This window comes from Bacillus timonensis (genome assembly GCF_004799755.1).
Taxonomy (GTDB): Bacteria; Bacillota; Bacilli; order Bacillales; family Bacillaceae_L; genus Ferdinandcohnia; species Ferdinandcohnia timonensis_A.
This window is the reverse complement of record NZ_SLUB01000007.1, coordinates 23,484-50,364: the sequence shown is the minus strand read 5'-3', so window position 1 is coordinate 50,364 and position 26,881 is coordinate 23,484. Positions and strand designations below refer to the sequence as shown.

24 protein-coding genes are annotated in these 26,881 nt (G+C 38.3%); 17 read left to right on the top strand and 7 right to left on the bottom strand.

What is annotated here, in order from left to right:
- Positions 1 to 21 precede the first annotated feature (21 nt).
- Positions 22 to 2,655 (bottom strand): glycosyl hydrolase family 18 protein, encoded by a 2,634-nt coding sequence (locus tag E1I69_RS06160; RefSeq protein WP_136378724.1) that lies wholly within the window; start codon positions 2,653 to 2,655, stop codon positions 22 to 24.
- A 311-nt stretch (positions 2,656 to 2,966) separates the two neighbouring features.
- Between E1I69_RS06160 and E1I69_RS06155 the strand changes: the two genes are divergently transcribed.
- The 8 genes from E1I69_RS06155 (at position 2,967) to E1I69_RS06120 (ending at position 10,346) form a co-directional block, all read left to right on the top strand.
- Entirely contained in the window at positions 2,967 to 3,917 is a 951-nt protein-coding gene (locus E1I69_RS06155; protein WP_136378723.1) for a GNAT family N-acetyltransferase, read from the top strand.
- Positions 3,918 to 3,931: 14 nt separating this feature from the next.
- Positions 3,932 to 4,978 carry a serine hydrolase domain-containing protein gene (locus E1I69_RS06150; RefSeq protein ID WP_136378722.1) on the top strand — a complete coding sequence of 349 codons (1,047 nt, stop codon included), beginning with the start codon at positions 3,932 to 3,934 and terminating at the stop codon, positions 4,976 to 4,978.
- Positions 4,979 to 5,713: 735 nt separating this feature from the next.
- Complete coding sequence (locus E1I69_RS06145) at positions 5,714 to 6,901, top strand: glycine C-acetyltransferase (protein WP_136378721.1); 1,188 nt, start codon at positions 5,714 to 5,716, stop codon at positions 6,899 to 6,901.
- 25 nt (positions 6,902 to 6,926) lie between these two features.
- Positions 6,927 to 7,886 carry an L-threonine 3-dehydrogenase gene (locus E1I69_RS06140; RefSeq protein WP_136378720.1) on the top strand — a complete coding sequence of 320 codons (960 nt, stop codon included), beginning with the start codon at positions 6,927 to 6,929 and terminating at the stop codon, positions 7,884 to 7,886.
- Between the two features lie 101 nt (positions 7,887 to 7,987).
- Positions 7,988 to 8,347 (top strand): cupin domain-containing protein, encoded by a 360-nt coding sequence (locus E1I69_RS06135; protein ID WP_136378719.1) that lies wholly within the window; start codon positions 7,988 to 7,990, stop codon positions 8,345 to 8,347.
- A gap of 30 nt (positions 8,348 to 8,377) precedes the next feature.
- Positions 8,378 to 8,761, top strand: a complete 384-nt coding sequence (locus E1I69_RS06130) for an NUDIX hydrolase (RefSeq protein ID WP_347561789.1) — start codon at positions 8,378 to 8,380, stop codon at positions 8,759 to 8,761.
- A gap of 76 nt (positions 8,762 to 8,837) precedes the next feature.
- Positions 8,838 to 9,995 (top strand): IS200/IS605 family element RNA-guided endonuclease TnpB, encoded by a 1,158-nt coding sequence (gene tnpB, locus E1I69_RS06125; protein WP_136378718.1) that lies wholly within the window; start codon positions 8,838 to 8,840, stop codon positions 9,993 to 9,995.
- 159 nt (positions 9,996 to 10,154) lie between these two features.
- Entirely contained in the window at positions 10,155 to 10,346 is a 192-nt protein-coding gene (locus E1I69_RS06120; RefSeq protein WP_242634545.1) for a hypothetical protein, read from the top strand.
- 129 nt (positions 10,347 to 10,475) lie between these two features.
- On the opposite strand, the gene E1I69_RS06115 is transcribed toward E1I69_RS06120, so the two are convergent.
- Both E1I69_RS06115 and E1I69_RS24685 read right to left on the bottom strand, forming a co-directional pair.
- On the bottom strand, positions 10,476 to 11,630 hold the full coding sequence (locus E1I69_RS06115) for an ArgE/DapE family deacylase (RefSeq protein WP_136378717.1): 1,155 nt from the start codon (positions 11,628 to 11,630) through the stop codon (positions 10,476 to 10,478).
- Between the two features lie 191 nt (positions 11,631 to 11,821).
- Positions 11,822 to 11,968, bottom strand: coding sequence for a hypothetical protein (locus E1I69_RS24685; RefSeq protein ID WP_165439145.1), 147 nt, complete (start codon positions 11,966 to 11,968; stop codon positions 11,822 to 11,824).
- Between the two features lie 244 nt (positions 11,969 to 12,212).
- Between E1I69_RS24685 and E1I69_RS06110 the strand changes: the two genes are divergently transcribed.
- The 3 genes from E1I69_RS06110 (at position 12,213) to E1I69_RS06100 (ending at position 14,063) form a co-directional block, all read left to right on the top strand.
- Positions 12,213 to 13,013, top strand: coding sequence for a DUF817 domain-containing protein (locus E1I69_RS06110; protein ID WP_136378716.1), 801 nt, complete (start codon positions 12,213 to 12,215; stop codon positions 13,011 to 13,013).
- A 2-nt stretch (positions 13,014 to 13,015) separates the two neighbouring features.
- Positions 13,016 to 13,384: a DUF5412 family protein gene (locus E1I69_RS06105; protein ID WP_161974845.1), complete on the top strand. Its 369-nt coding sequence runs from the start codon at positions 13,016 to 13,018 to the stop codon at positions 13,382 to 13,384.
- 460 nt (positions 13,385 to 13,844) lie between these two features.
- Positions 13,845 to 14,063: a DUF896 domain-containing protein gene (locus E1I69_RS06100; protein WP_116351905.1), complete on the top strand. Its 219-nt coding sequence runs from the start codon at positions 13,845 to 13,847 to the stop codon at positions 14,061 to 14,063.
- A 60-nt stretch (positions 14,064 to 14,123) separates the two neighbouring features.
- Here E1I69_RS06100 and E1I69_RS06095 read toward each other — a convergent pair whose 3' ends face one another.
- Both E1I69_RS06095 and E1I69_RS06090 read right to left on the bottom strand, forming a co-directional pair.
- Positions 14,124 to 16,352 carry a YhgE/Pip domain-containing protein gene (locus E1I69_RS06095; RefSeq protein WP_136378714.1) on the bottom strand — a complete coding sequence of 743 codons (2,229 nt, stop codon included), beginning with the start codon at positions 16,350 to 16,352 and terminating at the stop codon, positions 14,124 to 14,126.
- A 96-nt stretch (positions 16,353 to 16,448) separates the two neighbouring features.
- Positions 16,449 to 17,021 (bottom strand): TetR/AcrR family transcriptional regulator, encoded by a 573-nt coding sequence (locus E1I69_RS06090; RefSeq protein ID WP_136378713.1) that lies wholly within the window; start codon positions 17,019 to 17,021, stop codon positions 16,449 to 16,451.
- Between the two features lie 411 nt (positions 17,022 to 17,432).
- Between E1I69_RS06090 and E1I69_RS06085 the strand changes: the two genes are divergently transcribed.
- The 6 genes from E1I69_RS06085 to E1I69_RS06060 all read left to right on the top strand — a co-directional run bounded on the left by E1I69_RS06085 (position 17,433) and on the right by E1I69_RS06060 (position 24,992).
- The gene (locus tag E1I69_RS06085) at positions 17,433 to 18,734 is read left to right on the top strand and encodes an ABC transporter substrate-binding protein (protein WP_136378712.1); all 1,302 of its coding nucleotides are present in this window, start codon (positions 17,433 to 17,435) and stop codon (positions 18,732 to 18,734) included.
- A 109-nt stretch (positions 18,735 to 18,843) separates the two neighbouring features.
- Positions 18,844 to 19,704, top strand: a complete 861-nt coding sequence (locus tag E1I69_RS06080; RefSeq protein WP_136378711.1) for a carbohydrate ABC transporter permease — start codon at positions 18,844 to 18,846, stop codon at positions 19,702 to 19,704.
- Positions 19,704 to 20,525, top strand: a complete 822-nt coding sequence (locus tag E1I69_RS06075) for a carbohydrate ABC transporter permease (RefSeq protein WP_136378710.1) — start codon at positions 19,704 to 19,706, stop codon at positions 20,523 to 20,525. Before E1I69_RS06080 ends, E1I69_RS06075 begins: the two co-directional genes overlap by 1 nt.
- A 52-nt stretch (positions 20,526 to 20,577) precedes the next feature.
- Positions 20,578 to 21,597 carry a LacI family DNA-binding transcriptional regulator gene (locus E1I69_RS06070; RefSeq protein WP_136378709.1) on the top strand — a complete coding sequence of 340 codons (1,020 nt, stop codon included), beginning with the start codon at positions 20,578 to 20,580 and terminating at the stop codon, positions 21,595 to 21,597.
- 17 nt (positions 21,598 to 21,614) lie between these two features.
- Positions 21,615 to 23,300: a glycoside hydrolase family 13 protein gene (locus tag E1I69_RS06065; protein WP_136378708.1), complete on the top strand. Its 1,686-nt coding sequence runs from the start codon at positions 21,615 to 21,617 to the stop codon at positions 23,298 to 23,300.
- Between the two features lie 30 nt (positions 23,301 to 23,330).
- Positions 23,331 to 24,992: a glycoside hydrolase family 13 protein gene (locus E1I69_RS06060; protein ID WP_136378707.1), complete on the top strand. Its 1,662-nt coding sequence runs from the start codon at positions 23,331 to 23,333 to the stop codon at positions 24,990 to 24,992.
- A 51-nt stretch (positions 24,993 to 25,043) separates the two neighbouring features.
- Here the strand turns inward: E1I69_RS06060 and E1I69_RS06055 are convergent, their stop codons facing one another.
- Together E1I69_RS06055 and E1I69_RS06050 are read right to left on the bottom strand one after the other, a co-directional pair.
- The gene (locus E1I69_RS06055) at positions 25,044 to 25,865 is read right to left on the bottom strand and encodes a carbohydrate ABC transporter permease (RefSeq protein WP_136378706.1); all 822 of its coding nucleotides are present in this window, start codon (positions 25,863 to 25,865) and stop codon (positions 25,044 to 25,046) included.
- Positions 25,862 to 26,842 (bottom strand): carbohydrate ABC transporter permease, encoded by a 981-nt coding sequence (locus E1I69_RS06050; protein WP_136378705.1) that lies wholly within the window; start codon positions 26,840 to 26,842, stop codon positions 25,862 to 25,864. Before E1I69_RS06050 ends, E1I69_RS06055 begins: the two co-directional genes overlap by 4 nt.
- Positions 26,843 to 26,881: the final 39 nt, after the last annotated feature.

Sequence of the window (26,881 nt, the reverse complement as noted above, 5' to 3'; positions counted from 1 at the left end):
AACCTTCTTTTTTGCTACAACTTATTCCTTATTTAGATACGATTTTTCAATCGATTTCACGTTGCTTTCCAACATCGCTTTAACTTCTTGGGAGGCATCACTCTTATATAGGTGCTTTACAAAATCGACCAAATGCTTAATTGCTTGTTCACTATCTCCTTTTTGATAATGATGTTCTGCCTGGTTTAGTCGATTTGTTAACTGTTTAAATAAAGAATGCTCGATCACACCATTTTCCTCTAAGCTAGTGATCTGTTCAGTTAAAGATACGGTTGTTGCCTCAACGGTGATGGTAATGATGTTCGATTTAACCTCTTTTCCTTTATAGGAAACAATTGCGTATATTTCTGTGGTTCCCGCATTATTTGCAGTCAGTTTTCCGTTTTCAATTGAAGCAACATTGGAATTAGAACTAAACCAATCAATTTCTGAATTTGTCAGGTCAGCTTTTTGGTTGTTAGCTAATATTCCTTCAAGGCTGAATTCTGCTTGAAGATTTTGTTGTGTTGTTTCATTTTCAACAGATATATTGACCGAATCTAAATTTACCTGAATTGGATCCTTTAAAACCTGATATAAAGAGTCTAATAGATCGATACCATGGTCTTGGCTTACTTCCCAAATCATTGCTCCACCAAGGCCTCTTTCGCGGATATAGTTTGCTTTGATCTGCATTGATTCTGGGTCATCATAGGTGATAAAAATCGAATTTTCCGCGTTAAATAAATAAGGTGTTTGTGTTCCTTCATCCCAGAAACGCTCATACCCATTATTTAAATAATCATCACGCATTATTCGATTGTATGTTGCTGAACCACTGCCTTCATACGGTTGACGAAGACCATTGTTTTCACTTGAAGTTACATTGTAACGGTATCCGTAGAATGGAACACCCATTACGATTTTTTCAGCAGGTACACCTGCATCTAAGTAGGCAGTTACTGCCTTGTCTACACTCCATGTTTTCCCGTTATCATCATAAAGCGGGGCGTTATGATCCGCAAGTGGTTCCCAAGTGCCATGAATGTCATATGTCATGATTTGTACATAGTCTAGATATTGTTGGGATTTCCCGAGTGTTGCATTTTTTACAAAGCCTGTATTCGCAGCTCCAGCAATAGAAAGCGAATAATGCTTACCATCCTTTTCCCCTTGTTCATCAAGTTTTTCACGAATCTTTTCTAAAAGGAGAGGGTAGTTATCTTTGTCAGCAGGGTTCGGGTATGTGCCAGGACCTCCTCCACTAACTGGGTATTCCCAATCTAAATCAACACCATCAAAGCCATGTTCAGTAATAAATTCTACTAAACTATCGGCAAAGATTGTTCTTGCTTCATCAGTTGCCGCAGCTTCTGAGAAACCTGCAGAACCACCCCATCCACCAACAGCAATTGTTGTTTTTAAATGTGGATACTTTTCCTTTAATTTGCGGAGTTCTGCAAAATTAATTGGATCATTTGTAGGATCACTCATTTTGATCTTATGGTCTTGGCCAACAAGTCCAAATGCATAGTTGATATGTGTAAGGCGACTAGCATCTAAATCATGCATGATACTAAATCCACTTAAGGTTGCCCAACCAGCTAAATAGGCAATCATGTAATTGGCAGGTGGCGTGTCAGCAGGATCCCATTGAGGTGGAATATATCCCTCAACCACATTATCTACAAGAAATACTCTTGTAACAGTTGTTTTCTGCCCATGTGAATCTGTAGCAACTGCTTTTATAATTGCAGTACCCTCAGGTGCAGATGTTGTATCCCAACCAACGCTGTATACATCACCGTCTTTTTTTGTACCAGGAAACTTCCAGTAGTCACTTTCAGGTGCAGCCGTTGTTTTAACAAAAATCTCAACATTTTCTACACTTGGGTCTTCCACAGAGACTGAAACGTTAATCTTGCCGGAATACCCCTCGCTTCTAGGGGACACACCATTTGGCTCAGGAGCTTGGATTTCACTGATAAACGGTTGAGATGTGACTGTTTCATTGGTTAAGACAGTAATCGAATTATCATCAATAGAAACATTATTATAGATGTCCTTTGCCTTTACTCTGAATTGGTATAAAGCGTCAGCATTTAGACCTTCTATCACATAAGACATATCTTTTGTCTCAGCAATTTTTGCCCCATCTTGGTAGATTTCATAGTTATATAGTTTTGTAGAAGTAGATTTAGTCCATGCTAAAGCAACACTTGAAGCTGTTCGAGATGTTACCCGTAAATCCTTAGGCGACTCAGGAGACGTCGGCTCCGCATAGTTTTGTACAAGGATGTTTCTTGTAACTGTTTCAACTTCACCTGATGTATAGGTGATATCTACTCGTAAGCTATATTCTCCATCTGGTACCCACGGATCTCCTGTTGGCCAACTCCAAGAGAAAGGTGCCTTTGTTAATGGAGCATACGGATAATAGATTGAATCTGGCTCATTAATAGCCTTTGCAAAGAATTGTACTTTCTCTACTGGTTTTGAAGGGTCTGGAAAAGCTGTAACTAACGGACTGCCTTTTACAGTATTTCCACCTTCTTCCGTTGTGGTAACATCGATGTGGGAGGCTGAGTTGGAATTACCGTCTTGTGCAAAAGCACTAGTGATAACGCTTCCAAAAATAATAATTATTAGACAAAATATTCGGAAAAATCTCGACAAATTTCTTCATCCCCTTATCAATTAGACCAATTTTTGAAAATGCACTTGTGTTTATTCTTGAGGAAACTATCAGGAACATGTCGTGGTTGTAAAAGCTTGGTGAAGGTTATCTTAAAAATCACCTCCCACTGATTCTATCAACCTAGGAAAAAAGGATTGATATTTTAAATCTAGTTTATCACCGTTGAATTTTTATTTCAATATTGTTAATATAGGTATAAATTATTATTTTAAACGACGGATTAATAGAAACTAATTTTGATGAAAGTCAGGGGTAGCCATTTGAAAACCTATAATAAGGAGATGAATGTATGGAATACAGGGGTTGGAGTATTGATAGGTTAGAAGAGCTGTTGGGTCTTTGGAATCAGGAGATAGGTCATGATTTTCCGATGAGTGCTGAATTATTTAAACAAAATAGTTTTGACGATTGTAACGTGTTTACAGAGGGTTCTCATATTGCGATTAATCAAGAAAATCAAGTAGTTGGATTTGTTGTAGCCAAAAGATGGCAGGATGAAATAGATGTTGGGATAAGTAAAGAAATGGGATGGATCCAAGTGTTGCTTGTGGACCGACATTACCGCAACCAAGGGATTGGTAAAAAATTACTTCAGCATGCAGAAAGTAGTTTAAAAGAAAGCGGTGTCAATCATATTTGGCTTGGAAAGGATACGTGGCACTATTTTCCGGGAGTTCCGTTTCAATATGAGGATGTTGCAAACTGGTTTGAAAAACGAGGCTATGAAAAAGGTACACAGGAATATGATTTAGATTGTCATTTTGAAGAGGATGAAATAGGGAGTCCTTCACTAGATGGAGTTGAGCATTCCCTTCTTAAACTGGAGGAAAAGGATGAGTTTTTATCCTTTATGCATCGTTGTTTCCCTGGTAGATGGGAGTATGAAGCGATTCAATACTTTCAAAAAGGGGGTCAAGGAAGAGAGTTCGTCGTCCTTAAAAGGAATAATCAGATCATTGGGTTTTGCCGAATAAATGATTCGAAATCACCTGTTATTGCTCAAAATGTCTATTGGTCAGCATTATATCAACAGGAACTAGGAGGTATAGGTCCCTTAGGTATTGATTTGAATGAACGAAAACATGGATATGGACTATTTATTGTTGAAGCTGCCGTCTCGTATTTACATAAGCGCCATATTCGCTCAATGCTAATCGATTGGACAGGATTAGTAACGTTTTATAACAAGCTTGGTTTTGAAGTTTGTAAAAGCTATAATTCTTATTTTAAAAAGATATAAAGGGGGAGATTGTGATGGAGGATAAGATTCTGGCGTTTCTTCACAAGGAAATTGAAATGCAACATATTCCGGGTGCCGTTATCAGTGTTTCTCACAATGGAAAAGTCCTTTTGGAGAAGGCGATTGGTAATCGTGCGGTGTATCCGAAAGAATTGCCAATGAAACAAAATACCGTATTTGACCTTGCTTCTTTAACAAAGGTAGTTGCAACCTTACCAGTTATTTTAAAACTAATCGATGATGGGGAAATCCGTCTAGATGATACAGTTGCTTTTTTTCTTCCTGAATTTGCACAAAACGGTAAGGAACGTATTACCTTGAGACATTTGCTAACGCATACATCGGGATTGCCAGCCCATAAGCAATTTTATATTGAGAATTTATCAACAGAACAAATCATGGAGCGGATTTATGCAGAGTCACTTGAAGTTCCTTCCGGAAGTAAGGTGATTTATAGTGATTTGGGATTAATTACACTTTACAAAATTATCGAGCTTGTGACTGACCAACCATTTGAAAGGTTTGTTGAAAAAGAGGTCTTTGCCCCACTTGAAATGGTTGAAACAGGCTTTAACCCCACTTTTCAAAAAGATCGATATGCAGCTACAGAGTATAGCGAGAAACTAAAAGACTATAAATATGGAATCGTCCACGATGATAATACAGAATCAATGGGTGGAGTTAGCGGTCATGCTGGATTGTTTTCAACCATTAAAGACCTCCAAAAATTCGCAGAGATGATTGAGAATAATGGGGTATATAAAGGGAAACAAATCCTCTCAGAAACGGTCCTACATTTGTCGAGAACGAACTTTACCTCTTTTGATCAAGAGTACAGAGGGTTAGGCTGGATTTTAAAAAGCCCAGTTCTGTCATCATGTGGTGATTTGTTTTCAGCGGGGGCATTTGGACATACAGGATTCACGGGGACAAGTATTTGGTTCGATCCAGAAGTAAACCTTAATGTCATTCTATTAACAAACCGCGTTCATTTCGGGAGACACCCACATATCTTACGTCTTAGACCAAGATTGCATAATATGATTCGATCGTATTTTTAGATTACACGAGACCAGAGATGGTCTTTTTTTGTTGGTTGAAAGTGTGGGGGGAGGGATCTCGATTTCCTAGAAATATGCAATTGAGTCACTCGAATGGACTTGGGATGTCACTGGTCTCCTAGAAAAAGGAAAATGGTGGCACTCCAGAGGGTTTGGAGGGTAGTTATTCTCCTAGAAAAAGGAAATCGGTGGCACTCCAGTATGCTTTATGTTATGAGTTATTACTTTTTATTCCAAAACTCATAGCATACCATGCATTTATGTGAAGGGTTTTTTCGAAAATACCCAAAAGTCTATGCGAAACTATCTTTTATATTACAGGTAATTCCAGAAACATCCAAAACTCATAGCTTATCCCACTTTTATGTTATCGGTTTTTCACAAATACCCAAAATCCCTCCCGTAACACAATTTTTTACAAATGACTATTCCTTAAAATTCCCAAAACTCCATCTATAATACACTTTTATTCCTCAACATTTCCCTAAATTCTCCAAAAGTACACTCAAATAAACCTGTCTCTGAACCACAAAAAATGACCTTTTGTATCACAATTTTAAAACTGACAAATAATATAATAATAATTAGAAAAAGTGTCCACTGGGTATAAACATTTGATGAATAATGTGGTAAAGTATAAAGTATAAATGTTGATATAAAAGGGTTTGTAAAAACAATAGTGTATTCCCGGAAAGTACACATGTGTTTTACAAACATACAAAAGGAGGATATTCCATGTCGAAGGTGCTGGACTCATTTTTGCATGAAAATCTGGAAGATTTAAAGAAGAAAGGTCTCTATAATGTGATTGATCCTATTCAAGGTGCAAACGGACCTGTCATCAAAATCAATGGGAAGGAACTGATTAACCTTTCCTCTAACAACTACTTAGGTTTAGCTACAGATGAGCGCTTAAAAGAGGTAGCGAAGGAAGCAATTGATACGTATGGGGTTGGTGCAGGTGCCGTTCGGACCATCAACGGAACTCTTGACCTTCATTTAAAACTAGAAGAAAAGCTTGCGGAGTTTAAGCACACAGAAGCGGCTATTTCCTATCAATCTGGATTTAATTGCAATATGGCTGCCATTTCAGCTGTTATGGATAAAAACGATGCGATCCTTTCTGATGAACTCAATCATGCGTCAATCATCGATGGATGCCGTCTATCAAAAGCAAAAATCATCCGTGTTAACCACTCTGATATGGATGATTTGCGTAAGAAAGCAAAAGAGGCAACTGAATCTGGTTTATATAACAAAGTGATGGTCATCACAGATGGTGTTTTCTCCATGGATGGTGATATTGCAAAACTACCTGAAATCGTACAAATCGCTGAGGAATTTGACCTTATTACATATGTAGACGATGCCCACGGTTCAGGCGTATTAGGAAAAGGGGCGGGTACGGTTAAGCATTTTGGTCTTTCCGACAAAGTTGATTTCCAAATTGGAACTCTCTCAAAAGCCATTGGTGTTGTTGGTGGGTATGTAGCAGGTAAAAAGGAACTAATTGACTGGTTAAAGGTTCGTAGCAGACCATTCCTATTTTCTACTGCTGTGACACCTGCTGATGTTACTGCTGCAACAAAAGCGATCGAAATTTTAATGAACAGTACAGAACTCCACGACAAGCTATGGGATAATGCTAACTACTTCAAACAGCAGTTAAAGGAACGCGGCTTTGATATTGGTCACAGTGAAACTCCTATCACACCAGTTATTGTTGGGGAAGAAGTGAAAACACAGGAATTCAGTAAGAGATTAATTGAAGAAGGCGTCTATGCAAAATCAATCGTATTCCCAACTGTCCCACAAGGAACAGGAAGGGTACGTAATATGCCGACTGCAGCACATACAAAGGAAATGCTCGACCAAGCAGTAGCCATCTACGAAAAAGTAGGTAAGGAAATGAACATTATCTAACTTTACCAACTTGGGGGAATGAATAATGGAGAAAATTATTGTAACTGGAGCACTGGGCCAAATTGGCTCAGAGCTTGTCACAAAGCTTCGCAAGGTTTATGGTGCTGATCATGTTGTTGCGACAGATATTCGAAAAACGGATTGTGAGGTTGTCCAATCTGGGCCGTTTGAACTTTTAGATGTAACCGATGGAAAAGCCATGTATGACATTACGAGAAAATACGATGCTGATACGTTCATTCACTTAGCTGCATTGCTGTCTGCAACAGCAGAAGCAAAGCCTCTGTTAGCCTGGAATTTAAACATGGGTGGACTTGTTAATGCATTGGAGGTTGCTCGTGAGTTGCGCTGCAAGTTCTTCACGCCAAGTTCAATTGGAGCTTTTGGTCCATCTACACCAAAGGATGGAACCCCGCAGGACACCATCCAGCGTCCGACAACCATGTACGGTGTAAACAAGGTTTCAGGTGAATTGCTTTGTGATTATTACAATCATAAATTTGGTGTAGATACGAGAGGTTTGCGTTTTCCAGGACTCATTTCGTATGTGACCCCACCTGGTGGCGGTACAACGGACTATGCAGTCGAAATATTTTATGAAGCTCTAAAAAATAAAAGCTATACTTCATATATTGCAGAAGGAACATACATGGATATGATGTATATGCCAGATGCGCTTCAAGCTATTATTGATTTGATGGAAGCGGATGAGTGCAAGTTAAAACATCGAAATGCCTTTAATGTAACGGCAATGAGCTTTGCGCCAGAGGAAATTGCTGCAGAAATTAAAAAGCATATTCCAAATTTCGCAATGAAATATGAGGTAGACCCAGTCCGCCAAGCCATCGCAGAAAGCTGGCCAAATTCAATTGATGCCACTGCGGCAAAAGAAGAATGGGGCTTTAAGGCTAGATACAATCTTGAAACAATGACAAAGGATATGCTCGATCAATTAACTATGAAGATCGTAAAGAGCGCAGGATGAATAAATGAGGAGTATGGAGAAATTCATACTCCTTTTTTAATGGGGAAAGAAGGGTATTCAATGGCTTCTACTGAATAATTACGGTTAGAGGAGGTCATATCATGGAATTTTATAAATTTGATATAGGTAGTGGTAAACAAATATCACAGTTTAATTCCAATTTCATTATGTCCCGTATTATCCAAACCAGTAAACCAGCCCACATTGGTTGTATGCATCTTGGGGAAAATGGGATTGTTGGGTACCACCAAGCTACTGTACCGCAACTATTTTTAGTGGTCAACGGTGAAGGATCTGTCCGAAATGAAAAAGATGAGTATGTGAAAGTTTTGCCTGGTGATGCCGTATTTTGGGAACAGGATGAATGGCACGAAACGAGAACAGATACTGGATTAACTGCGATTGTCATTGAAAGTGAAGAACTGAGTCCGTCATTGTTCATGCCGGAAAAGAAGCTTTGACAATACGGATAAGAGATAAGGGAGAAATTTATGGGAGAGCAAGAAAGAATAAAGATTTTTGATGATCATAAGAACCCAATTGGTGTTGCTTCTCGGAGCGATGTACACAGGATTGGATACTGGCATGAAGTGTTTCACTGTTGGTTTATTGATAATGAAGAGGGAATCGATTATATCTATCTACAGCTGCGTAGTAAAAATAAAAAGGACTATCCTAATCTATTCGATGTTACTGCTGCTGGACATTTGCTAGCTGATGAAACAGTCGAAGATGGAGTAAGAGAAATTAAAGAAGAACTTGGGATAGATGTTGCTTTTGAGGAGCTAATAAAATTAGGTGTTCTTGATTATTCTGTTGTGCAAGAAGATTTTATGAATGGTTCCAGAACACTTTTGACTTTAGTCATAAGATGAATGGAACCGATTTTCTCTTTACAAATAAGTACATACGTTCTATAATAGGGGAGTCATTCTAGGGGAGGTGTACCGTTTGAAACAGCATAAAGCCTATAAATTTCGCATCTATCCAACGAAAGAACAAGCGACATTAATCAATAAGACCATCGGCTGTACTCGTTTTGTCTTTAACCATTTCTTAGGGAAACAAAAACAAATCGATGCGTATTGGCGTACTGTGGAAGAAATGGTTCAAAATGGTCAACTACCTCAAAACAACTGGAAAGGCGATTTCTTTAACAAATATGAAGCGATTAAAGAAGTAAAAGAACTAAAGCAACATTATACATTCCTCAAAGAAGTAGACAGTATTTCTCTACAAAAATCGGTTGAAATTCTCCATGATGCCTACACCCGCTATTACAAAAAGCAAAATAACGTACCACGATTTAAAAGCAAAAAGAACCCTGTGCAATCCTATACTACAAAATTCATAAACGGAAATATTGCGATTGATGGCAATAAAGTAAAATTACCAAAACTTGGATGGATTCGTTTTGCCAAAAGCAGAGAAGTGGAAGGTCGCATCCTAAATGCCACCATTAGACGAAATGCCTCTGGCAAATACTTTGTGTCAATTTTGGGAGAGGTAGACATTCAATCTCTTCCGAAAACTCAACAAGAAGTTGGCATCGATCTTGGATTAAAGGATTTCGCTATTTGTTCCAATGGAGTAGTGTATCAAAACCTTCATTTCTTGCGAAACATGGAGCAAAAACTACTAAAAGAACAACGTATCTTATCAAGAAGAACCATCGGTTCATCGAATTGGCAGAAGCAACGCATTAAAGTAGCTTGTATCCACGAGCGAATCACTAATTCTAGAAAAGACTATTTACATAAAATCTCCACAGTTATCATCAAAAACCACGATGTTATCTGTATCGAGGATTTACAAGTAGCCAATATGCTTAAAAACCACAAAGTAGCTAAAGCGATTAGTGACGTTTCTTGGGCAGAATTCCGCACAATGTTGACATATAAATCTAATTGGTACGGAAAGAAACTGCAAATTGTTGCAAAAACCTTTCCAAGCAGTCAACTATGTTCCTGCTGTGGCTATCAGCATAAAGAAGTCAAAAATCTCAACTTGCGAGAGTGGACATGTCCTTCGTGTCAAACATTGCATGATCGTGACATCAACGCAAGTCGCAATATCCTTCAAGAAGGAAAAAGACTCTTAAGTGCATAGAAGTCTTAAACCGTAGGAACTACGGGGTTAGCCTGCTTAATAACTGGTGGTTACACTGGTGTTCGCAGGAATCTCGTTACTTTAGTGACGAGTAGTTCAAATAAGTGCAAAAACACCCTTGATGACTTCACTCTTCAAGTGGAAGAGGTTTCTGGAATAGTGAAAGCTAAATTTATTGATTTTTATCAACTTTGGTCTGGTTTAGAAGATGAAATTGAAATCAGTGGATTTGAAATAGAGGATGATGGAAAAAAGAAAAGAATTAAAGAAAAAGTAAATAGGGATAAATTCGTTCCACATCAAGTTTCTTTTTATAAAGAAGTCATTCAAAAAATACACGAACATGTTTAAGAAGGATTGGGAATGTGACTGGGAAAAAGCGGAGGATAGGCGTTTCATCCGTTTATTTTTATCAAGTAAAACCAAAGCAAAAAGAGATAATCACCCAAAATGGCAGTTACCTCTTACTTGTTAAAAATATTATGTTTCATTTCGATAGCCTAAAATTAATTCTTTATAGATATCGAAGAATGCAAAGTAGTAATCTTTATAGACATATTCATCTGTTTTGTGTGCCATTTTTGTTTCGCCTGGACCAAACATCATGAAAGGGAAGTTTTCATCTTTATCTCGTAATAAGTTTGATGCATCTGTCACCCCAGGCGAACCTTTAACAGAAATTTCTAAGCCTAAATGCTTTTTACCGAGTTCTTTAGCAAGATCAACCATTTTAGATTGTCCAGAAGTGAAGACGCTTGGTAGTGACATTGTGACTTCAACACCAATCTCAGAGCCCTTTTTATTGTATTTTTCAGCTGTTGTGTTGAAGATGTCAATCACTTCATCGTTATCAAATTCTGGAATAATCCTCACGTTTATTTCAGCAACTGCTTTTGCAGGAACTGAGTTTACTTGGTTCCCTGCATTAAAAATAGTTGTACTCATAACTAACTTATCTAGAACCTCATTTTTCCGATCATCGCCATTCAATTTTTTGTCTACCTCTAAAAGGTATTCCATCAATGGATTAATTGCGTTATACCCTTGGTCAGGCATTGAACTGTGTGCAGCTTCACCAATAGACATTACACGCAAGTTAAGTGATCCTTTGTGGGAGTAAATGATCGTGTCATGAGAAGGTTCAGCTACCCATAGATAATCTACATCATCCATATAGCCTTCGTCATATAATTTTTTTGAACCTACGCCACCGACTTCTTCACCAGTGGTTGCCATAAAACGGACAGTACCCCTTTTTAGTTCATTATTCTCTTTGAGTTCAATCATCACTAAAGCAAGGTTTACTAAACCTGCCTTCATGTCATTTGTTCCTCGCCCGTATAATTTTCCATCTCTTTCTGTCAATGTGAATGGATCTGAAGTCCACTCGCTCTCATCACCAGGAGAAACGACATCCATATGACCAGAAACACCGATGACTGGACTCCCACTTCCAACCTCTGCCACTAAGTTAACACGAGTGTCTGTAACTGGAACAATCTTAGAATCAATGCCGTATTCTGCAAATAAATCTTTCAAGTAATTTGCCACTTCGATTTCGTTTTCATTAATGGATTTGATCGCTATGATATCAGCTAAAATCTGTATCTTTTCTTCTTCTGTAAAATGTTTAATACGAATCCCTCCATCATTTTATCTAATCTAAAATAAGAATACTATTTTATTTTACCCGAAGGCTGCATTGGAAATATCTAAAATGCTTTCTGACAGTGGTAGCGGTATGTCAGTTAAACAAAGACTTTTAGCCTGTATCATTGATTACTAAGTAATCCGATACAGGCTTTGTCTAGAGGTAGAAGATGGTGTTAGTCACGCATTGCCCCGGCTTCACGGGAAGTTATGTCACCTTGTCCTTGACTGACATCCTTTTGGATTTCTTGTTTTACTTTCTCTGGATTGGTTCCGGCAACATCTGTCTTCATATTATTATTTCTTGGTTGTTTTTGTGGCATTCGAATCCTCCTCAATTTGATTTACAAGGCTTAGTATTTACATAAAGCGATAATACATGAAAATAGTTCAAAGTTTAAAAGCATTCCTTTGCACGAGGAATGATTTTTTCATAAATATCAATAATGTTTTATTGTAAATCAATAAAATTTATATTAGAATCAATATAAAACAAAGTGGTGAGGCATCTTATTGGGACAATGTACCTGTCCCTTTGTCCCATTTACAAAAAAGGAGGCATAATTGATGAGAGCTTTAAGACAGCTTGTACGTTTTGGATGGGAGCAAGCCTTATCCTGTTTGTTCCCTGTTGTTATTTTTGCTTCATTGGCGATTACTCAAGTGATTCCACTACCATTTCTCCCAAGGTATGACTGGCTGCTCATCATCTGTCTTCTGATGCAATGGGTAATGGTGCGCTCCGGGCTTGAAACGCGTGATGAACTTAAGGTTATTACTTTATTCCATCTTATTGGGTTAGCACTTGAAATCTTCAAGACACATATGGGGTCATGGTCATATCCAGAGGAAGGGTTTTTCAAAATTTTTGGAGTGCCTTTGTATAGTGGATTCATGTACGCAAGTGTAGCAAGCTATCTTTGTCAGGCATGGAGGAGGCTCAAGGTGGATCTAGTTAAGTGGCCCCCGTTTTTGATAGTGGTACCTCTCGCAGCAGCGATTTATTTAAACTTCTTTACCCATCACTTTTGGATAGACGTCCGTTGGTGGTTATCGGCTCTGGTAATTATTGTTTTTTGGAAATCATGGGTTACATACGAGGTTGGTGGAACTCGCTACCGAATGCCACTCGCACTATCGTTTGTCCTCATTGGATTTTTTATTTGGGTCGCTGAAAATATCGCAACATTTTTTGGAGCGTGGCAGTATCCGAACCAAACTAAAGCATGGAGTCTCGTTCATCTCGGAAAGGTAAGTTCCTGGCTTTTATTAGTGATTGTTAGCTTTTTAATCGTCGCGACGTTAAAACTTGTTAAGGGGAAAAACTCTACAAGGGTTGATACGGGTCAAACCGTTGGTCAAGGATGAATATGAAAATTAAAAGAATCGTGTTGTTTCTGTTACTAGTAGCCCTGATGGCAGTAAAGTTTATATTTTATCCAAGTCTAGGTAGTCTTTCGTTAGAAGAAGTGCAGAAAATTGGTGAGATATCATCTCCAGATAATCATTATAAGCTCAATTTATATCTATACGGAGGAGTTCTCCTGAAATCAGATTATAGTTACGTATATGAATTGGAGGATTTATTTAACTCTGGCAAGAAAAAGAATATTCTATGGCTTGGACCTGACAGTCAGGGTGTAACTTGGATTGATAATCGTACTTTGTTAGTGGGAGAAAAGAAAGTAAATATTTACAAAGATACTTATGATTACAGATGGGGTCTCAATGGAGATTAAGAAAAAGTATGAGGAGCTAGGTGTTCTAAATGAAATTTGTCTCTTTACTACTAATAGTATTTCAATCCGTAATTTTAATACTATGGGTTAGGAATTCGAGTTATTTATTTTCGAGTATGGGAATGTTGGTTTGGCTTATTTCAATTATTATTGGATTTATCTTGATTAAAAATTTGAATAACAAGAGCAGCATAATAAGAAATATCATGATGCTATCCAATTGGTTTATGGTGTTTTTAGTTTTCGTTACAATATGTATTCATTTTATTACGAGTTCAATGCTATAAATTATTATTAAAATATCTCTCACTTTTCATATATATCAATAATTGCCTCACTTGTTCCGACGGAGATGGGACAATGTACCTGTCCCTCTGTCCCACAAGTACTAGTCCAATCGCGGATGTTATGTGAAAATAAGGTGAAACTAATTTTCAAGCACATTAGAGGGAGCGATACTATGATTGAGGGTTTAAAACGGATCAATGAGTTAGCGAAAAAAGCGCGTGAAGAAGGACTAACACCAGCGGAAAAAGTGGAACAACAAGTATTACGTGAAGATTACCTGCGTGAAATTCGCGGTCAAGTAACTCATACTTTCTCATCATTAAAGGTGCTTGATCCACTTGGAAATGACGTGACACCTGAAAAAGTGAAAAAATTAAAATCTGACGAATAGCGACTTTTATACGTAATAAAAAAGCTAGGGAACGAGCATCCCTAGCTTTCTTCATATACCTTAATTCATTTCAACCTGTACGTTTTCCTTCTTCATCTTAATGGCAAAATACCCAATTGTAATCGCCATGAAAGCAACCATATAGGTTAGGAGAATCAAGTTATTATGCCACATATAGGCAAAGTCACCACTTGATATAACCGCTTTAAACGACTGAACCGAATAAGTCATTGGTAACAAGGCATTAATTGGTTGTAGTGCATTAGGTATTAACTCAAGTGGGAAGGTTCCAGCACTTGTTGTTAATTGTAAAATTAAGACCACAATCGCAATGAAGCGACCAGGGTCACCCAACATCGTAACAAGCATTTGAATTAATGTTAAAAAGACAAAGCTTGTGATCAATGATGTAATAAAGAATAATGGAATGCTAGCGACCTCAATTTTTAATCCTTCTAGTAAAATGACATCGACTAGAATTGCCTGGATGACGCCGACAATTGCTAACACACCAAATTTGCTAAAGAACCAACGGAATGCATTTTTCGGTTGAATAACTGGTTCTTTAAGTTTAAACACGATGGACATAAGCAATGCACCAACAAATAAACCAAGTGAAATAAAATAAGGTGCAAAGCCGGTTCCGTAGTTAGGCACTTTGTTAATTTCTTGTTTTTTGACAGTAACTGGCTCACCCATCATGTCATAGGTTTCGTCATTTGCCTCAACAGAGTTTGCTTGTTCAGCACCTTCTGCTAGTTTCCCTGCAAGTTCAGATGAACCATCAGCAAGTTGCACGGTACCTTCTTCTAATTCCTTCGAACCTTCTGCAAGCTGTCCTGCACCACTTTGTAATTGACCAGCACCGTTTGTTAATTGACCCATACCAGCTGTTAAGTCTTGGGCACCATTTTGAAGTGCGACCGATCCATTATATAATTTGTCAATTCCTTGTTGCAAGCTGACTTGACCATCCTTAACCTGTTGGAGCCCTGCTAGTAATCGGTTAAAGGAAGGAGCAGTTTGAGAGGCTAATTGGTCCTCTAAGCCTGCTGTTGCTGCGCCGAATTGTTGGTGTAAACCGGTTTTGAATTGTGTGAAGCCCTGATTAAGTCCATTAGCCACTCCTGCTGTTATGCTAGGTTCAAGCTGTTGAGTTAATTGTTGTTCAAGTTGTTGTTGCAACTGTTCTTTTGTAGGCTGTCCATGTGCCATTTGGTCGATAAAAGCAGAGGCGTGTGCCTCATCCATAATTTGATTATCAATTAATGCTGCCTTTAGTTGACCCATTTGTTGCGTTTGAGATGCAATCATTTGATCTGCCAACTTTTCAGACAGATTAGCGGCAATCCCATTTGTAAGCTGTGTGGATAGGCCGGTGCTAAGCTTGGTTTCTAACTCATCAAGACCAGCATCTACTTGATTAACACTTTCGTTAAGTTGGGCGGTTATGCCTTCAGCGATTTGCTTTGGAAGTTTGTCCTTCATAAGGGCAACCCCGTCTTGGACTTGGTTTGTTCCCTCTATTAAAGAAGGAAGTTTTTCATTCACTTCGCCAAGACCAGCTTTTACTTGGTTAGTTCCAGCTGCAAGATCGCTTGCACCTGACGACGCTTTTTTGACCCCATCTGTGAATTCAATTGATTTTGAGGCTAATACGGCTAAATTTTCTTCTAGTGTTTTTGAACCGTCATTAACCTTCGCAACGCCTTCAGCAAGTTGTTCAGATCCGTCACTTGCTTGAGTTAACCCGTCTGCTAAGTCTTGAACCTTATCAAACATCGTTTCAGCGTAAGTGGCTGTTACGTTCTTTGAGATTTCGGCCTTTATTTTTTCGATCGCTGTTTCCCCAATCTGTGAAGATAAAAAGTTTGTGCTTTCATTTGGCACATATTTTAGCTCTAATTTTTGTGGATGACTATCTAACAATGTCGTTGCATTTGATGAAAAATCCTCAGGAATCTCAACTAGTAAATAATAGTCCCTGTTTTCAAGTCCTTTATAGCCATCTTCCTTTGACACCATATGAAAAGTAAAATTGTTGTTATCCGAAAGCTTATCGGTTAGCTCTTTTCCAAGTTGTAAATCGTTCCCTTCGAAATTAGCTCCGGCATCCTCATTTACAATCGCGACCGGTAAATCCTCCATATGGTCATATGGATCCCAAAATGCCCAAAGGAACATTCCAGCATATAGGACCGGTACAAAAGCGACTGCTAAAATAGGAATAAGGACTTTTCGATTGGAAAGGATGCTTTTTAATTCAGCAAAAAAGGATGATCCCTTCATATAAAATTCCTCCTAAATAAATAATTGACTATTTCGTTCAAATGGTCATTTTTAACCAAATAAGATGGGTACTCAATGTGAGGACCCTTGATATGGCTATTTTTCTAATCCATTGAAGAAATACAGTTTAAATAAATGTGAGATTTCTTCTTTTTCAAGTGGATTGTGATTTCGTTCCCAATCAAAAATTAACGAAACATACAGCTTTAACATGACAAAAGCGGTAATTTCAGGGTTGCAAGGCTTGATCTCATCACGGTCAATGGCCTCTTGAATGATGCCTTTCATATAGTTGATGATGGCCTGCTCGACGCGTTGAACGACTTCAACAACAGCTTGCGTTCCGATATCTCTTTCTTCCTGAAAGAGCTTGATTGTTAATTGGTGAGACTTACGAAATTCTAGCAATCGAAAGAGCACACGGTGTGCATTTTCATAAAAAGTACTATTTTTGTCCATCGCTTCTTCGGCTACAACCTTCATGTCCCGTATTAAAGTAGTAATGATTTCATCGAATAATTCCTCTTTGTTTTTAAAAAAGGTATAAATCGTGCCTTTTCCGACGTTGGCAAGCTTGGCAACTTGATCCATTGTCGTCGCTTTGTATCCGAATAAAGAGAATGACTTTGTAGCAGCTTCTATGATGAGTTGTCTTCTATCAATTGCCACCTTCGACCACCCCGTTTTTAGTAGCGTTGACCAAATGAGAAATCTGGTCATTCAATTCACAACGAACAATATATCACATTAAAAATGACATTGCAAGTATCCATTCATTCCTAACGTTAATAATAATTTTAATAGAAAAAATGAAAACGATTAAACTTTTTTATTGAAATTCTATTTTGTACATGCTAATATAAATCTTGTAAAGGGAATGCAACCGTTTGCGCAAAGTTGCGCAAATATAATATAACATAATAAACCTATTAATACCAAGGTTTTATAAGTATAAAGTTTGATTTTGTCATTTTGTGTACGATTAATAAATCCGACAAATCATCAAAATTAATGCAAACGATTTCCTTAATTTGTGCAACGGTTCCTTCCTTTCAAAAATGAACATATGGGGGTTTTACCATGAAGGCAAAGAAAATGATCCCTACATTAATGGCACTATTAATTTTAATAAGTGTTGCACTTGTAGGATGTTCTTCAAAAGAAGAAGGCTCAAGTAAAAGTGAAAGCGGTTCAACAACTACAGTTGATATCTTTCAATTCAAAGTAGAATTTAAAGATCAATTTGAAGCTGTTGCAAAACAATACGAGGAATCACATGATGGAGTTAAAATCAACATCACAACTGTTGGTGGTGGAGAAGATTACGGTGCAGCACTTCGTTCAAAATTTGCTTCAGGAGAAGAGCCAACAATCTATAATATTGGTGGACCTCAAGACGTTGCAGACTGGGCGGACAGCCTAGCAGACCTTTCTGACACAGCAGCTGCTGATGCTGCATTAGAAGGAACTCTTGAAGGTGTTTCTCAAGACGGTAAAGTTTTAGGACTTCCATTTAACCAAGAAGGATATGGATTGATTTACAATACTGCAGTATTCGAAAAAGCGGGAATCAATCCAGATGAAATTACAACATTCGCTGCTTTAGAAGAAGCAGTTAAAACATTAGATAGCAAGAAAGACGAATTAGGTTTAGATGCAGTGTTTGCCCTACCAGGTAAAGAAAAATGGGTAACAGGCTTACATTTATCAAACGCATTCTTATCTCCTGAATTTGAAGGAAATGTATTAGGAACTTTCGATTCTAAATCTGTAGAATTTGAATATGGTGATGCATTTAAGAAAGTGTTAGATTTACAAAATGAATATTCTGTTCAACCAACAGTTAGCTTAGACTATGCAATGCAAGTAGAAGAGCTATTCTCTACAGGTCGTGTAGCAATGATTCAACAAGGTAACTGGGTATATGGTTCAATTGCTGGTATTGATGAAGACCTTGCTAACAACGGTGTGAGTATTCTACCAATTCCTGTTGAAGGCTACAAAGAAGATTCAATCCCAGTTGGTATCCCAATGTACTGGGCTGTAAACAGCAACAAAGAAGATGCAGAAGTTAAGGCAGCAAAAGACTTCTTAGATTGGTTATACACGTCTGAAGAAGGAAAAACATCTGTATTAGAAGACTTTAAATTCATCCCTGCATATGAAGGATTTGACGCTTCAAAAGTTTCTGATCCACTAGGAAAAGCAGTATATGAGTATTCAACAGAAGGAAAAACAATTCCTTGGGTATTCATGGGCTACCCAACTGGTTGGGGAGAGCAACAGCTTGGTGTAAATATTCAAAAATACATCAGTGGCGAAATGAGTTGGGATGACCTTGTGAAGGAATCTCAAAAAGCTTGGGAAGACTCAAGAAAATAAGAAATTACAATCGAAAACAGAGCAGCACAACGTTGCTTTGTTTTCTTTTTAACAAAACGTTGACTCACTTGAATGTTTCGGGATTTCGAGCAAATGGAGGAATTATATTATGCGAAACCGGAATCTATGGTATTGGTTATTTTTAGCACCAACCTTATTGGCACTTGCGGTTGTTGTAGTTGTACCATTAATTTTTGGAACTTATTACTCTTTTACAAACTGGAATGGAATCAAGATTACCGAGTTTGTCGGACTTGAACACTATCAAAAGCTCGCTAAGGACAAAGATTTCATGAAATCCCTATGGTTTACCGTGAAATTCTCAGTCGTGTCCATTTTCCTAATTAACTTTTTCGGGCTTTCATTAGCCTTACTTGTTACACAAAAGCTAAAATCAAGTAATATTTTACGTACCATCTTTTTCATGCCCAACTTAATTGGAGGACTGATCCTCGGGTTTATTTGGCAATTTATTTTCATGAAGGTATTTACGAGTATTGGAGATTTAACGGGTATTGCGGCTTTTAAAGGCTGGTTATCAACGGAAACAACTGGTTTCTGGGCATTGGTGATTCTCATGAGTTGGCAAATGTCAGGTTATATCATGATTATCTACATTTCTTACCTAGAAAGTGTTCCACAGGAATTACTAGAAGCAGCAGAAATCGATGGAGCAAGCAGCTTCCAACGTTTTAGAAATATCACGTTCCCTCTTGTAGCACCAGCGTTTACGGTTAGTTTATTCTTAACGTTATCTAATACGTTTAAGCTTTATGACCAAAACCTAAGTTTAACAGGCGGTGGTCCATTTAACTCAACACAAATGGTGGCAATGGATATTTTTAAAACAGCGTTCTCAGTCAACCAGTATGCATACGGACAGGCAAAAGCGATTATTTTCTTCCTGATCGTAGCAGCGATTTCATTAACACAGGTATACATTAATAAGAAACGGGAGGTCGAAATGTAATGAAAAGTAAAAAAAGAAAATTATACTTGATTGAAATACTAGGCATTGTTCTTGGCCTCATTTGGCTCTCCCCTTTCTATTTAATGATTGTAAACTCATTTAAAACAAAACGTGAAATTTTTACAGATACATTAAAACTACCGGATGTTTTTACATTTGATAACTATGTTCAAGCATTTGAAGAGCTTGATTTTATTCGCACCTTCTTTAACTCTGTGCTGATCACAGTTTTAGGTGTTGCGGTGATTGTTCTTTTTTCATCAATGGCAGCATATGCGTTAAACCGTCGGAAAGGAAAAATTAGCGGTCTGATTTTCTTCCTGTTCATCGCGGCCATGCTGATTCCATTCCAATCGGTCATGATTCCATTAGTATCACTGTTTGGTAAATTTGATTTATTAAATCGATTTGGCATTATTTTCATGTATCTTGGTTTTGGTAGTAGTTTATCAATTTTCTTATATCATGGTTCCCTTCAAGGAATTTCAAAATCTTTGGATGAAGCCGCTACGATTGACGGCGCAAACAGATGGCAAATATTCTGGCACATCATTTTCCCGATGTTAAAGCCAATTTCAGTCACTGTAGCCATTTTAAATATTATTTGGATTTGGAATGACTATCTATTACCATCCCTTGTCATTAACCAAGAAGGAATGCATACCATACCGTTGAAGATGTTCTTCTTCTTTGGTCAATATACGAAACAATGGCATTTAGCTCTTGCAGGTTTAACAATAGCGATTATTCCGGTGATTCTTGTGTATTTCTTCATGCAAAAGCACATTATCAAGGGAATTGCGGAAGGCTCTGTAAAATAAAATTGGATAATCAAGGGGACTCCCCCTTTTTTTATATAAATGGAGGGTATGTATGGCTATTACGATTAAAGATGTCGCAAAAGAGGCAAATGTATCGCCTTCCACGGTTTCAAGGGTTATTGCGGATAATCCTCGAATAAGTGAAGAAACGAAAATACGGGTACGAGAAGCGATGGAAAAGCTCGGGTATCACCCCAATTTTACAGCGCGTAGCTTAGCGGTGAAGAGCACGGCAACAATCGGGATTGTTATGCCATTCTCAGCTTCCCATGTGCTCCAGGATCCCTTCTTCCCGGAAGTCATTAGAGGAATCAGTGTTCAAGCCCGTGAGCATAAGTACGGAATGTATCTTTCAACAGCTGGAACTGAAGAAGAAATCTTTGAGGAAGTCGTTGGAATGGTTCAAGGTCGCCGTGTGGATGGCTTGATTCTTCTTTATTCTCGGACGGATGACCGTGTCATTAAGTATCTACAGAAAATTGATTTTCCTTTTGCAGTCATTGGTCGTCCAGTGCTTGGTGCAGAACGTGTTATCCATGTAGACAATGACAATATTTATATTACTAAAGTCGTAACAGAATATCTGATTGGATTGGGACATACGAATATCGCGTTTATTGGTTTTGATGGTGACTTCGTGTTTATGCTGGACCGCCTTGAGGGGTATAAACAAGCTCTAAGTGAGTCTGGGATTCCGTTTAATGAGGACTATATCGTTCATAAAAGTACACTAAGTAAAGGGAAAGAGGCAATCAAGTCCTTTTTAAGGTCTGTTGAGTCCCCTACTGCATTAGTTTGTACGGATGATTTTATCGCAATCGAGCTAATGAGTCATTTTGAGGAAATGAATATTCGAGTGCCAGAGGATGTTTCAATCGCAAGCTTCAACAATGTGTTACTTGCACAATATTCAAAGCCTGCCCTCACTTCAGTGGATATTGATATTTTTCAGCTTGGAATGCAAGGTGCAAGTTGTTTACTTGAAAAAATAAAAGATCCGAATGTCCTACCGAAACGGATTACTATACCGGCGAAGTTAATTGAACGAAAGTCGTGTGCGCAGATTAAGTAGAAAGTAGGGAATGGGAAATGGAAAATAAAACGTGGTGGAAAGAAAGCGTTGTTTATCAAATCTACCCAAGAAGCTTTAAGGATACAAATGGTGACGGAATTGGGGATTTAAAGGGAATAACGGAAAAGCTTGATTACTTAAAGGATCTCGGCGTTGATGTCATCTGGCTCTCTCCTGTCTACGAATCTCCAAATGATGACAACGGGTATGACATCAGCAACTATCGTGAAATTATGAAAGAATTTGGTACAATGGCAGATTGGGATGAGTTGCTTTCCCATATGCATGATCGCGGGATGAAGTTGATGATGGACTTAGTTGTCAATCATTCCTCCGATGAACATGAATGGTTCCAACAGTCACGAAAGTCCAAGGATAATCCGTACCGTGATTACTATATTTGGCGTCCTGGTAAAGACGGAAAGGAACCGAATAATTGGGAGTCTGTCTTTAGTGGCTCAGCATGGAAATATGATGAACAAACAGACGAATACTTTTTACATCTATTTAGTAAAAAACAGCCTGATTTGAATTGGGAAAATCCACAAGTTCGTCAGGAAGTCTATGATCTGATGACGTTCTGGCTCAAAAAAGGAATTGATGGCTTCCGTATGGATGTAATCAATTTTATTTCAAAAGTACCTGGGTTACCAGATGGTGAGCTTCAGGAAGGCAAAAAATATGCGTCTGGTGCACCGTATTATATGAACGGACCTCGAATTCATGAATTTTTACAGGAAATGAATCAACAGGTTTTATCGAAATATGACATTATGACTGTTGGCGAAATGCCGGGTGTAACAGTCGATGAGGCGAAAGCTTACACAGGAGCAGACCGGAATGAACTTAATATGGTATTCCAATTCGAGCATATGGATTTAGACTCAGGCCCGACTGAAAAATGGGATGTACGTCCATTGAATTTGCTAGATTTAAAGCAAAATATTACGAAATGGCAAAAGGGGCTTGAAGGCTCTGGCTGGAACAGCTTGTATTTAAACAACCATGATCAGCCTAGAATGGTGTCCAGGTTCGCAGATGATGGTGAATATTGGGCTGAGTCCGCGAAAATGCTCGGAACGTTTTTGCATATGTTGCAAGGAACCCCATATATATATCAAGGTGAAGAAATTGGGATGACCAATGTTCAGTTTGATTCGATTGACGATTACAAGGATATCGAAACCCTTAATATGTATAAGGAAAAAGTAGAGGCTGGTGTAGAACCGGAACAGATTATGCAGTCAATCTACGCTAAAGGAAGAGACAATGCACGTACACCAATGCAGTGGGATGACAGTGAAAATGCTGGGTTTACAACAGGAACACCTTGGCTATCCGTAAATCCAAATTATCATGAAATTAATGCAGCAAAACAAGTTGGCGATCCGAATTCTATTTTTACCTATTATCAACAATTAATTAAGCTACGAAAACAGCATGAAATTATGGTGTATGGGACCTATGATTTGCTGTTACCGGAGCATCCAACGATCTATGCGTATACTAGAATACTAGACAATGAAAAGTTACTTGTAGTAACGAATTTTTCAAAAGAGACTTCATTATTTGAGTTGCCAAAAGATTTTAGCTACAAAACACAAGAATTATTGATTAGCAATTATCAAGTAGACGGAAATGAATCAATTGAAAAAATAGAATTAAAGCCTTATGAGGCAAGAGTGTATCGGTTAACTATCTGAGTAGAAATGCAAAAAGAAGAGGGATAAAAAATGAAGCAGGTATGGTGGAAGGAAGCTGTCGCCTATCAAATCTATCCAAGAAGCTTTATGGATTCGAATGGTGATGGAATCGGTGACTTACAAGGGATTATTTCAAAACTGGATTATGTAAAAGACCTTGGCATTGATGTTATTTGGATTTGTCCTGTCTATAAATCGCCAAATGACGATAATGGATATGATATTAGTGATTATCAGGACATAATGGCTGACTTTGGAAAGATGGCCGATTTTGATGAGCTTCTCGAGGAAACGCATAAGCGTGGAATGAAGTTAATTATTGACTTGGTGATTAACCATACAAGTGATGAGCATCCTTGGTTTATTGAATCTCGTTCTTCAAAGGATAATCCAAAGCGTGATTGGTATATTTGGAGTGACGGAAAAGACGGGAAGGAACCAAATAACTGGGAAAGCATTTTTAGTGGTCCAGCTTGGGAATTTGACGAGGAAACGAGTCAATATTACATGCATATTTTCTCAACAAAGCAACCTGATTTAAACTGGGAAAATAAAAAGGTTCGTCATGAGTTATACAGCATGATCAATTGGTGGCTCGATAAGGGGATTGACGGCTTCCGAGTGGATGCCATCAGCCATATTAAAAAGGTTCCAGGTTTTCCAGACATGCCAAATCCAAACGGTTTAAAATATGTTCCGTCCTATGATGGTCATATGAATCGGCCGGGAATTCAAGAGTTTTTACAGGAATTAAAAGAAGAAACGTTTGCGAAATATGACATTATGACCGTTGGGGAAGCAAATGGTGTCAGTGCAGATGACGCGGACGAATGGGTCGATGAGAAGCAAGGTAAATTCAATATGGTCTTTCAGTTTGAACACCTAGGTCTTTGGGATGTAGAAAAAAGAGAGCTGGATGTCGTTAGTCTAAAAAAGGTTCTTACAAGATGGCAAAAAGGACTTGAAAACAAAGGCTGGAATGCACTATTTATCGAGAATCACGATCAACCTCGTGTCGTTTCAACATGGGGAAATGACCAGGAATTTTGGAAGCAAAGCGCAACAGCCCTTGGTACAATGTACTTCTTTATGCAAGGAACTCCGTTTATCTATCAAGGTCAAGAAATTGGGATGACCAATGTTCAATTCCAGACAATTGACGAGTATAACGATGTTGCAACGAAAAACCTGTATCGGGAAAAGCGCAGTGAAGGCATTTCACACGAAGAAATTATGAAGGGAATCTGGGCGACAAGTCGTGATAACTCACGGACGCCAATGCAATGGTCGAGTGATGTAAATGCAGGTTTTACTACAGGTAGACCGTGGATGGGGGTAAACCCAAATTTTGTTGAAATAAATGTGGAAAAGCAGTTGGCTGATAACGATTCAGTCTTGCATTTTTATAAAAAAATGATTGCACTCAAAAAGAGTAACAAGGTGTTCACTTACGGTGTGTATGATTTATTGTTAGAGGATGATCCACAACTGTATGTATACACACGAACACTTGGTGACGAGAAAGTGATTGTGGTAACGAATCTGTCTTCTGAAAGTGCGGTTTGTCGAGTGCCTGAGGGTGTGTTTACGTACGATGGACTAATGTTAGCTAATTATCCGGTTGTGGCCCATGAGGCAACTGATCTGGTTGAATTAAGACCGTATGAGGCACGAGTGTATCGATTAGCGTAATTTTAAGTACCCCTATGTTTGAGTGACATAGGGGTTTTGTTATGGACTAATTTACCCCTTCACAGAACCTGCAAGAAGCCCGCGGACAAAGTATTTGCCGAGGAAGATGTAGACGAGTAACGTTGGAAGAGCTGCAAGTAAGGCCCCTGCCATTTGCACGTTCCATTGGACAATCTGACTGCCTGATAAATTTTGTAAGGCAACCATGATGGGTTGCTGGTCTGATGTTGTAATCGTAACCGCAAATAAGAACTCATTCCAAATATTTGTAAATTGCCAGATGGCAACAACAACAAAGCCAGAAATAGAAAGAGGTACCATAATATATCTAAAAATTCGCAGGAAGCCGGCTCCATCTATTTTTGCTGATTCAATCATTTCATCAGGAATATTGGCATAAAAGTTCCTAAACATAAGTGTCGTAATCGGAATCCCATACACCACATGGACAAAAATAAGTCCGGTAATAGAGTTATAAAGGCCAACTTCTCGTAAAAATTGAATCATGGGAATTAAAATGCTTTGATACGGAATAAACATTCCGAATAAAATCAATGTAAATAACGTATTAGCGCCTTTAAAACGCCATTTCGATAAGACATATCCGTTCAATGCACCTAATAAGGCAGACAACAAAGTTGCGGGTATTACTAAATAAATGGAATTAAGAAAATTTGGGACAAGCTTTTCGAATGCGAGTTGATAGCTGCTAAAATCAAGTGTAGCAGGTAATTTCCACATCTCACTTAAGGATATTTGATCAAGTGGCTTAAGGCTTGTCACGATAATCACGTAAATGGGCATTAAATAAAAAAGGCTGAGGCCAATTAGCACAAGGTAAAGCAATGGCCGAGTAATTGTTTTAATGGTCATGATGCTTCACCCTTTCTACTTGAAATCAGATACGGAACAATAAAAATAGCAACAGAGATGAGCATGATGATCGCAATAGCGGCCCCGTTTGCATAATAATTACCACGGAATGTTGTTTCAAACATGTATACTCCCGGTACGTCAGTTACAAAGTTTGCCCCTGGACCAGTCATCGCATAAATTAAATCAAATATTTTAAGAGAGATATGTGCCATGATAATAACGACACTCACCGTAATTGGACGAAGGATGGGGAGGATGATCTTTATGTAGATTTGAAACTCCTTTGCTCCGTCCATGCGAGCAGCTTCTCTTATTTCTTCCGGTATTCCACGAAGCCCTGCAAGATACATCGCAAGTGAGAATCCCGTCATTTGCCAGACGGCGGCAATGATGACAGCGATGATCGCGAATGGAATACCAAACTCAATTTTTCCCCAATTAAATCCAAACAAGATTTCGGTATTGGTGTACCATTTTGAATCAAGTCCGATTTTTTCCAAAAATAAGTTGACCCCAGTGGAGGGATTTAACAGCCATTGCCATACGACACCTGTTACAACAAAAGATAAGGCCATTGGGAAAAAGAAAATATTTCGGAAGATGGACTCCCCTTTTAAAAGACTTTGGTCTAACAATATGGCTAAAAGCTGGCCGATCAGAATTACGACCCCAATAAATAATACAGTGAAGACCAGTGTGTTTCGTAAATCCGCTTGGAAACGGAAGTCGCCGAAAAGATAAAGATAGTTTTTCAAGCCTGCAAACGACATATCTGGAACAAGTGAATTCCAATTACTAAGAGAAACGTATCCGGTCCATCCGATAAACCCGTACACAAAAATGGTAATTAACAGAATAGAGGGCAAAAGGAAGGCAATCGCCAGTAATTGATCTGTATTGAATACACGTTTCTTTTTAGGAAGGATTTCTGCTTGTTTTTGAGTGGATTTATTCGACTGTTTTGCTAGTTCCATAGATAATCCTCCTCTGGTTATATAGTGAAAGAAGGGGGT

Excerpts from the sequence above, each read along its gene's own strand:
- E1I69_RS06070 (WP_136378709.1), top strand. The coding sequence starts at position 20,578 with ATGGCTATTACGATTAAAGATGTCGCAAAAGAGGCAAATGTATCGCCT.
- E1I69_RS06110 (WP_136378716.1), top strand. The coding sequence starts at position 12,213 with ATGAGAGCTTTAAGACAGCTTGTACGTTTTGGATGGGAGCAAGCCTTA.
- E1I69_RS24685 (WP_165439145.1), bottom strand. The coding sequence starts at position 11,968 with ATGCCACAAAAACAACCAAGAAATAATAATATGAAGACAGATGTTGCC.
- E1I69_RS06085 (WP_136378712.1), top strand. The coding sequence starts at position 17,433 with ATGAAGGCAAAGAAAATGATCCCTACATTAATGGCACTATTAATTTTA.
- E1I69_RS06105 (WP_161974845.1), top strand. The coding sequence starts at position 13,016 with ATGAAAATTAAAAGAATCGTGTTGTTTCTGTTACTAGTAGCCCTGATG.
- E1I69_RS06095 (WP_136378714.1), bottom strand. The coding sequence starts at position 16,352 with ATGAAGGGATCATCCTTTTTTGCTGAATTAAAAAGCATCCTTTCCAAT.
- E1I69_RS06100 (WP_116351905.1), top strand. The coding sequence starts at position 13,845 with ATGATTGAGGGTTTAAAACGGATCAATGAGTTAGCGAAAAAAGCGCGT.
- E1I69_RS06055 (WP_136378706.1), bottom strand. The coding sequence starts at position 25,865 with ATGACCATTAAAACAATTACTCGGCCATTGCTTTACCTTGTGCTAATT.
- E1I69_RS06065 (WP_136378708.1), top strand. The coding sequence starts at position 21,615 with ATGGAAAATAAAACGTGGTGGAAAGAAAGCGTTGTTTATCAAATCTAC.
- E1I69_RS06155 (WP_136378723.1), top strand. The coding sequence starts at position 2,967 with ATGGAATACAGGGGTTGGAGTATTGATAGGTTAGAAGAGCTGTTGGGT.
- E1I69_RS06145 (WP_136378721.1), top strand. The coding sequence starts at position 5,714 with ATGTCGAAGGTGCTGGACTCATTTTTGCATGAAAATCTGGAAGATTTA.
- E1I69_RS06050 (WP_136378705.1), bottom strand. The coding sequence starts at position 26,842 with ATGGAACTAGCAAAACAGTCGAATAAATCCACTCAAAAACAAGCAGAA.
- E1I69_RS06075 (WP_136378710.1), top strand. The coding sequence starts at position 19,704 with ATGAAAAGTAAAAAAAGAAAATTATACTTGATTGAAATACTAGGCATT.
- E1I69_RS06060 (WP_136378707.1), top strand. The coding sequence starts at position 23,331 with ATGAAGCAGGTATGGTGGAAGGAAGCTGTCGCCTATCAAATCTATCCA.
- E1I69_RS06135 (WP_136378719.1), top strand. The coding sequence starts at position 7,988 with ATGGAATTTTATAAATTTGATATAGGTAGTGGTAAACAAATATCACAG.
- E1I69_RS06080 (WP_136378711.1), top strand. The coding sequence starts at position 18,844 with ATGCGAAACCGGAATCTATGGTATTGGTTATTTTTAGCACCAACCTTA.
- E1I69_RS06140 (WP_136378720.1), top strand. The coding sequence starts at position 6,927 with ATGGAGAAAATTATTGTAACTGGAGCACTGGGCCAAATTGGCTCAGAG.
- E1I69_RS06150 (WP_136378722.1), top strand. The coding sequence starts at position 3,932 with ATGGAGGATAAGATTCTGGCGTTTCTTCACAAGGAAATTGAAATGCAA.
- E1I69_RS06130 (WP_347561789.1), top strand. The coding sequence starts at position 8,378 with ATGGGAGAGCAAGAAAGAATAAAGATTTTTGATGATCATAAGAACCCA.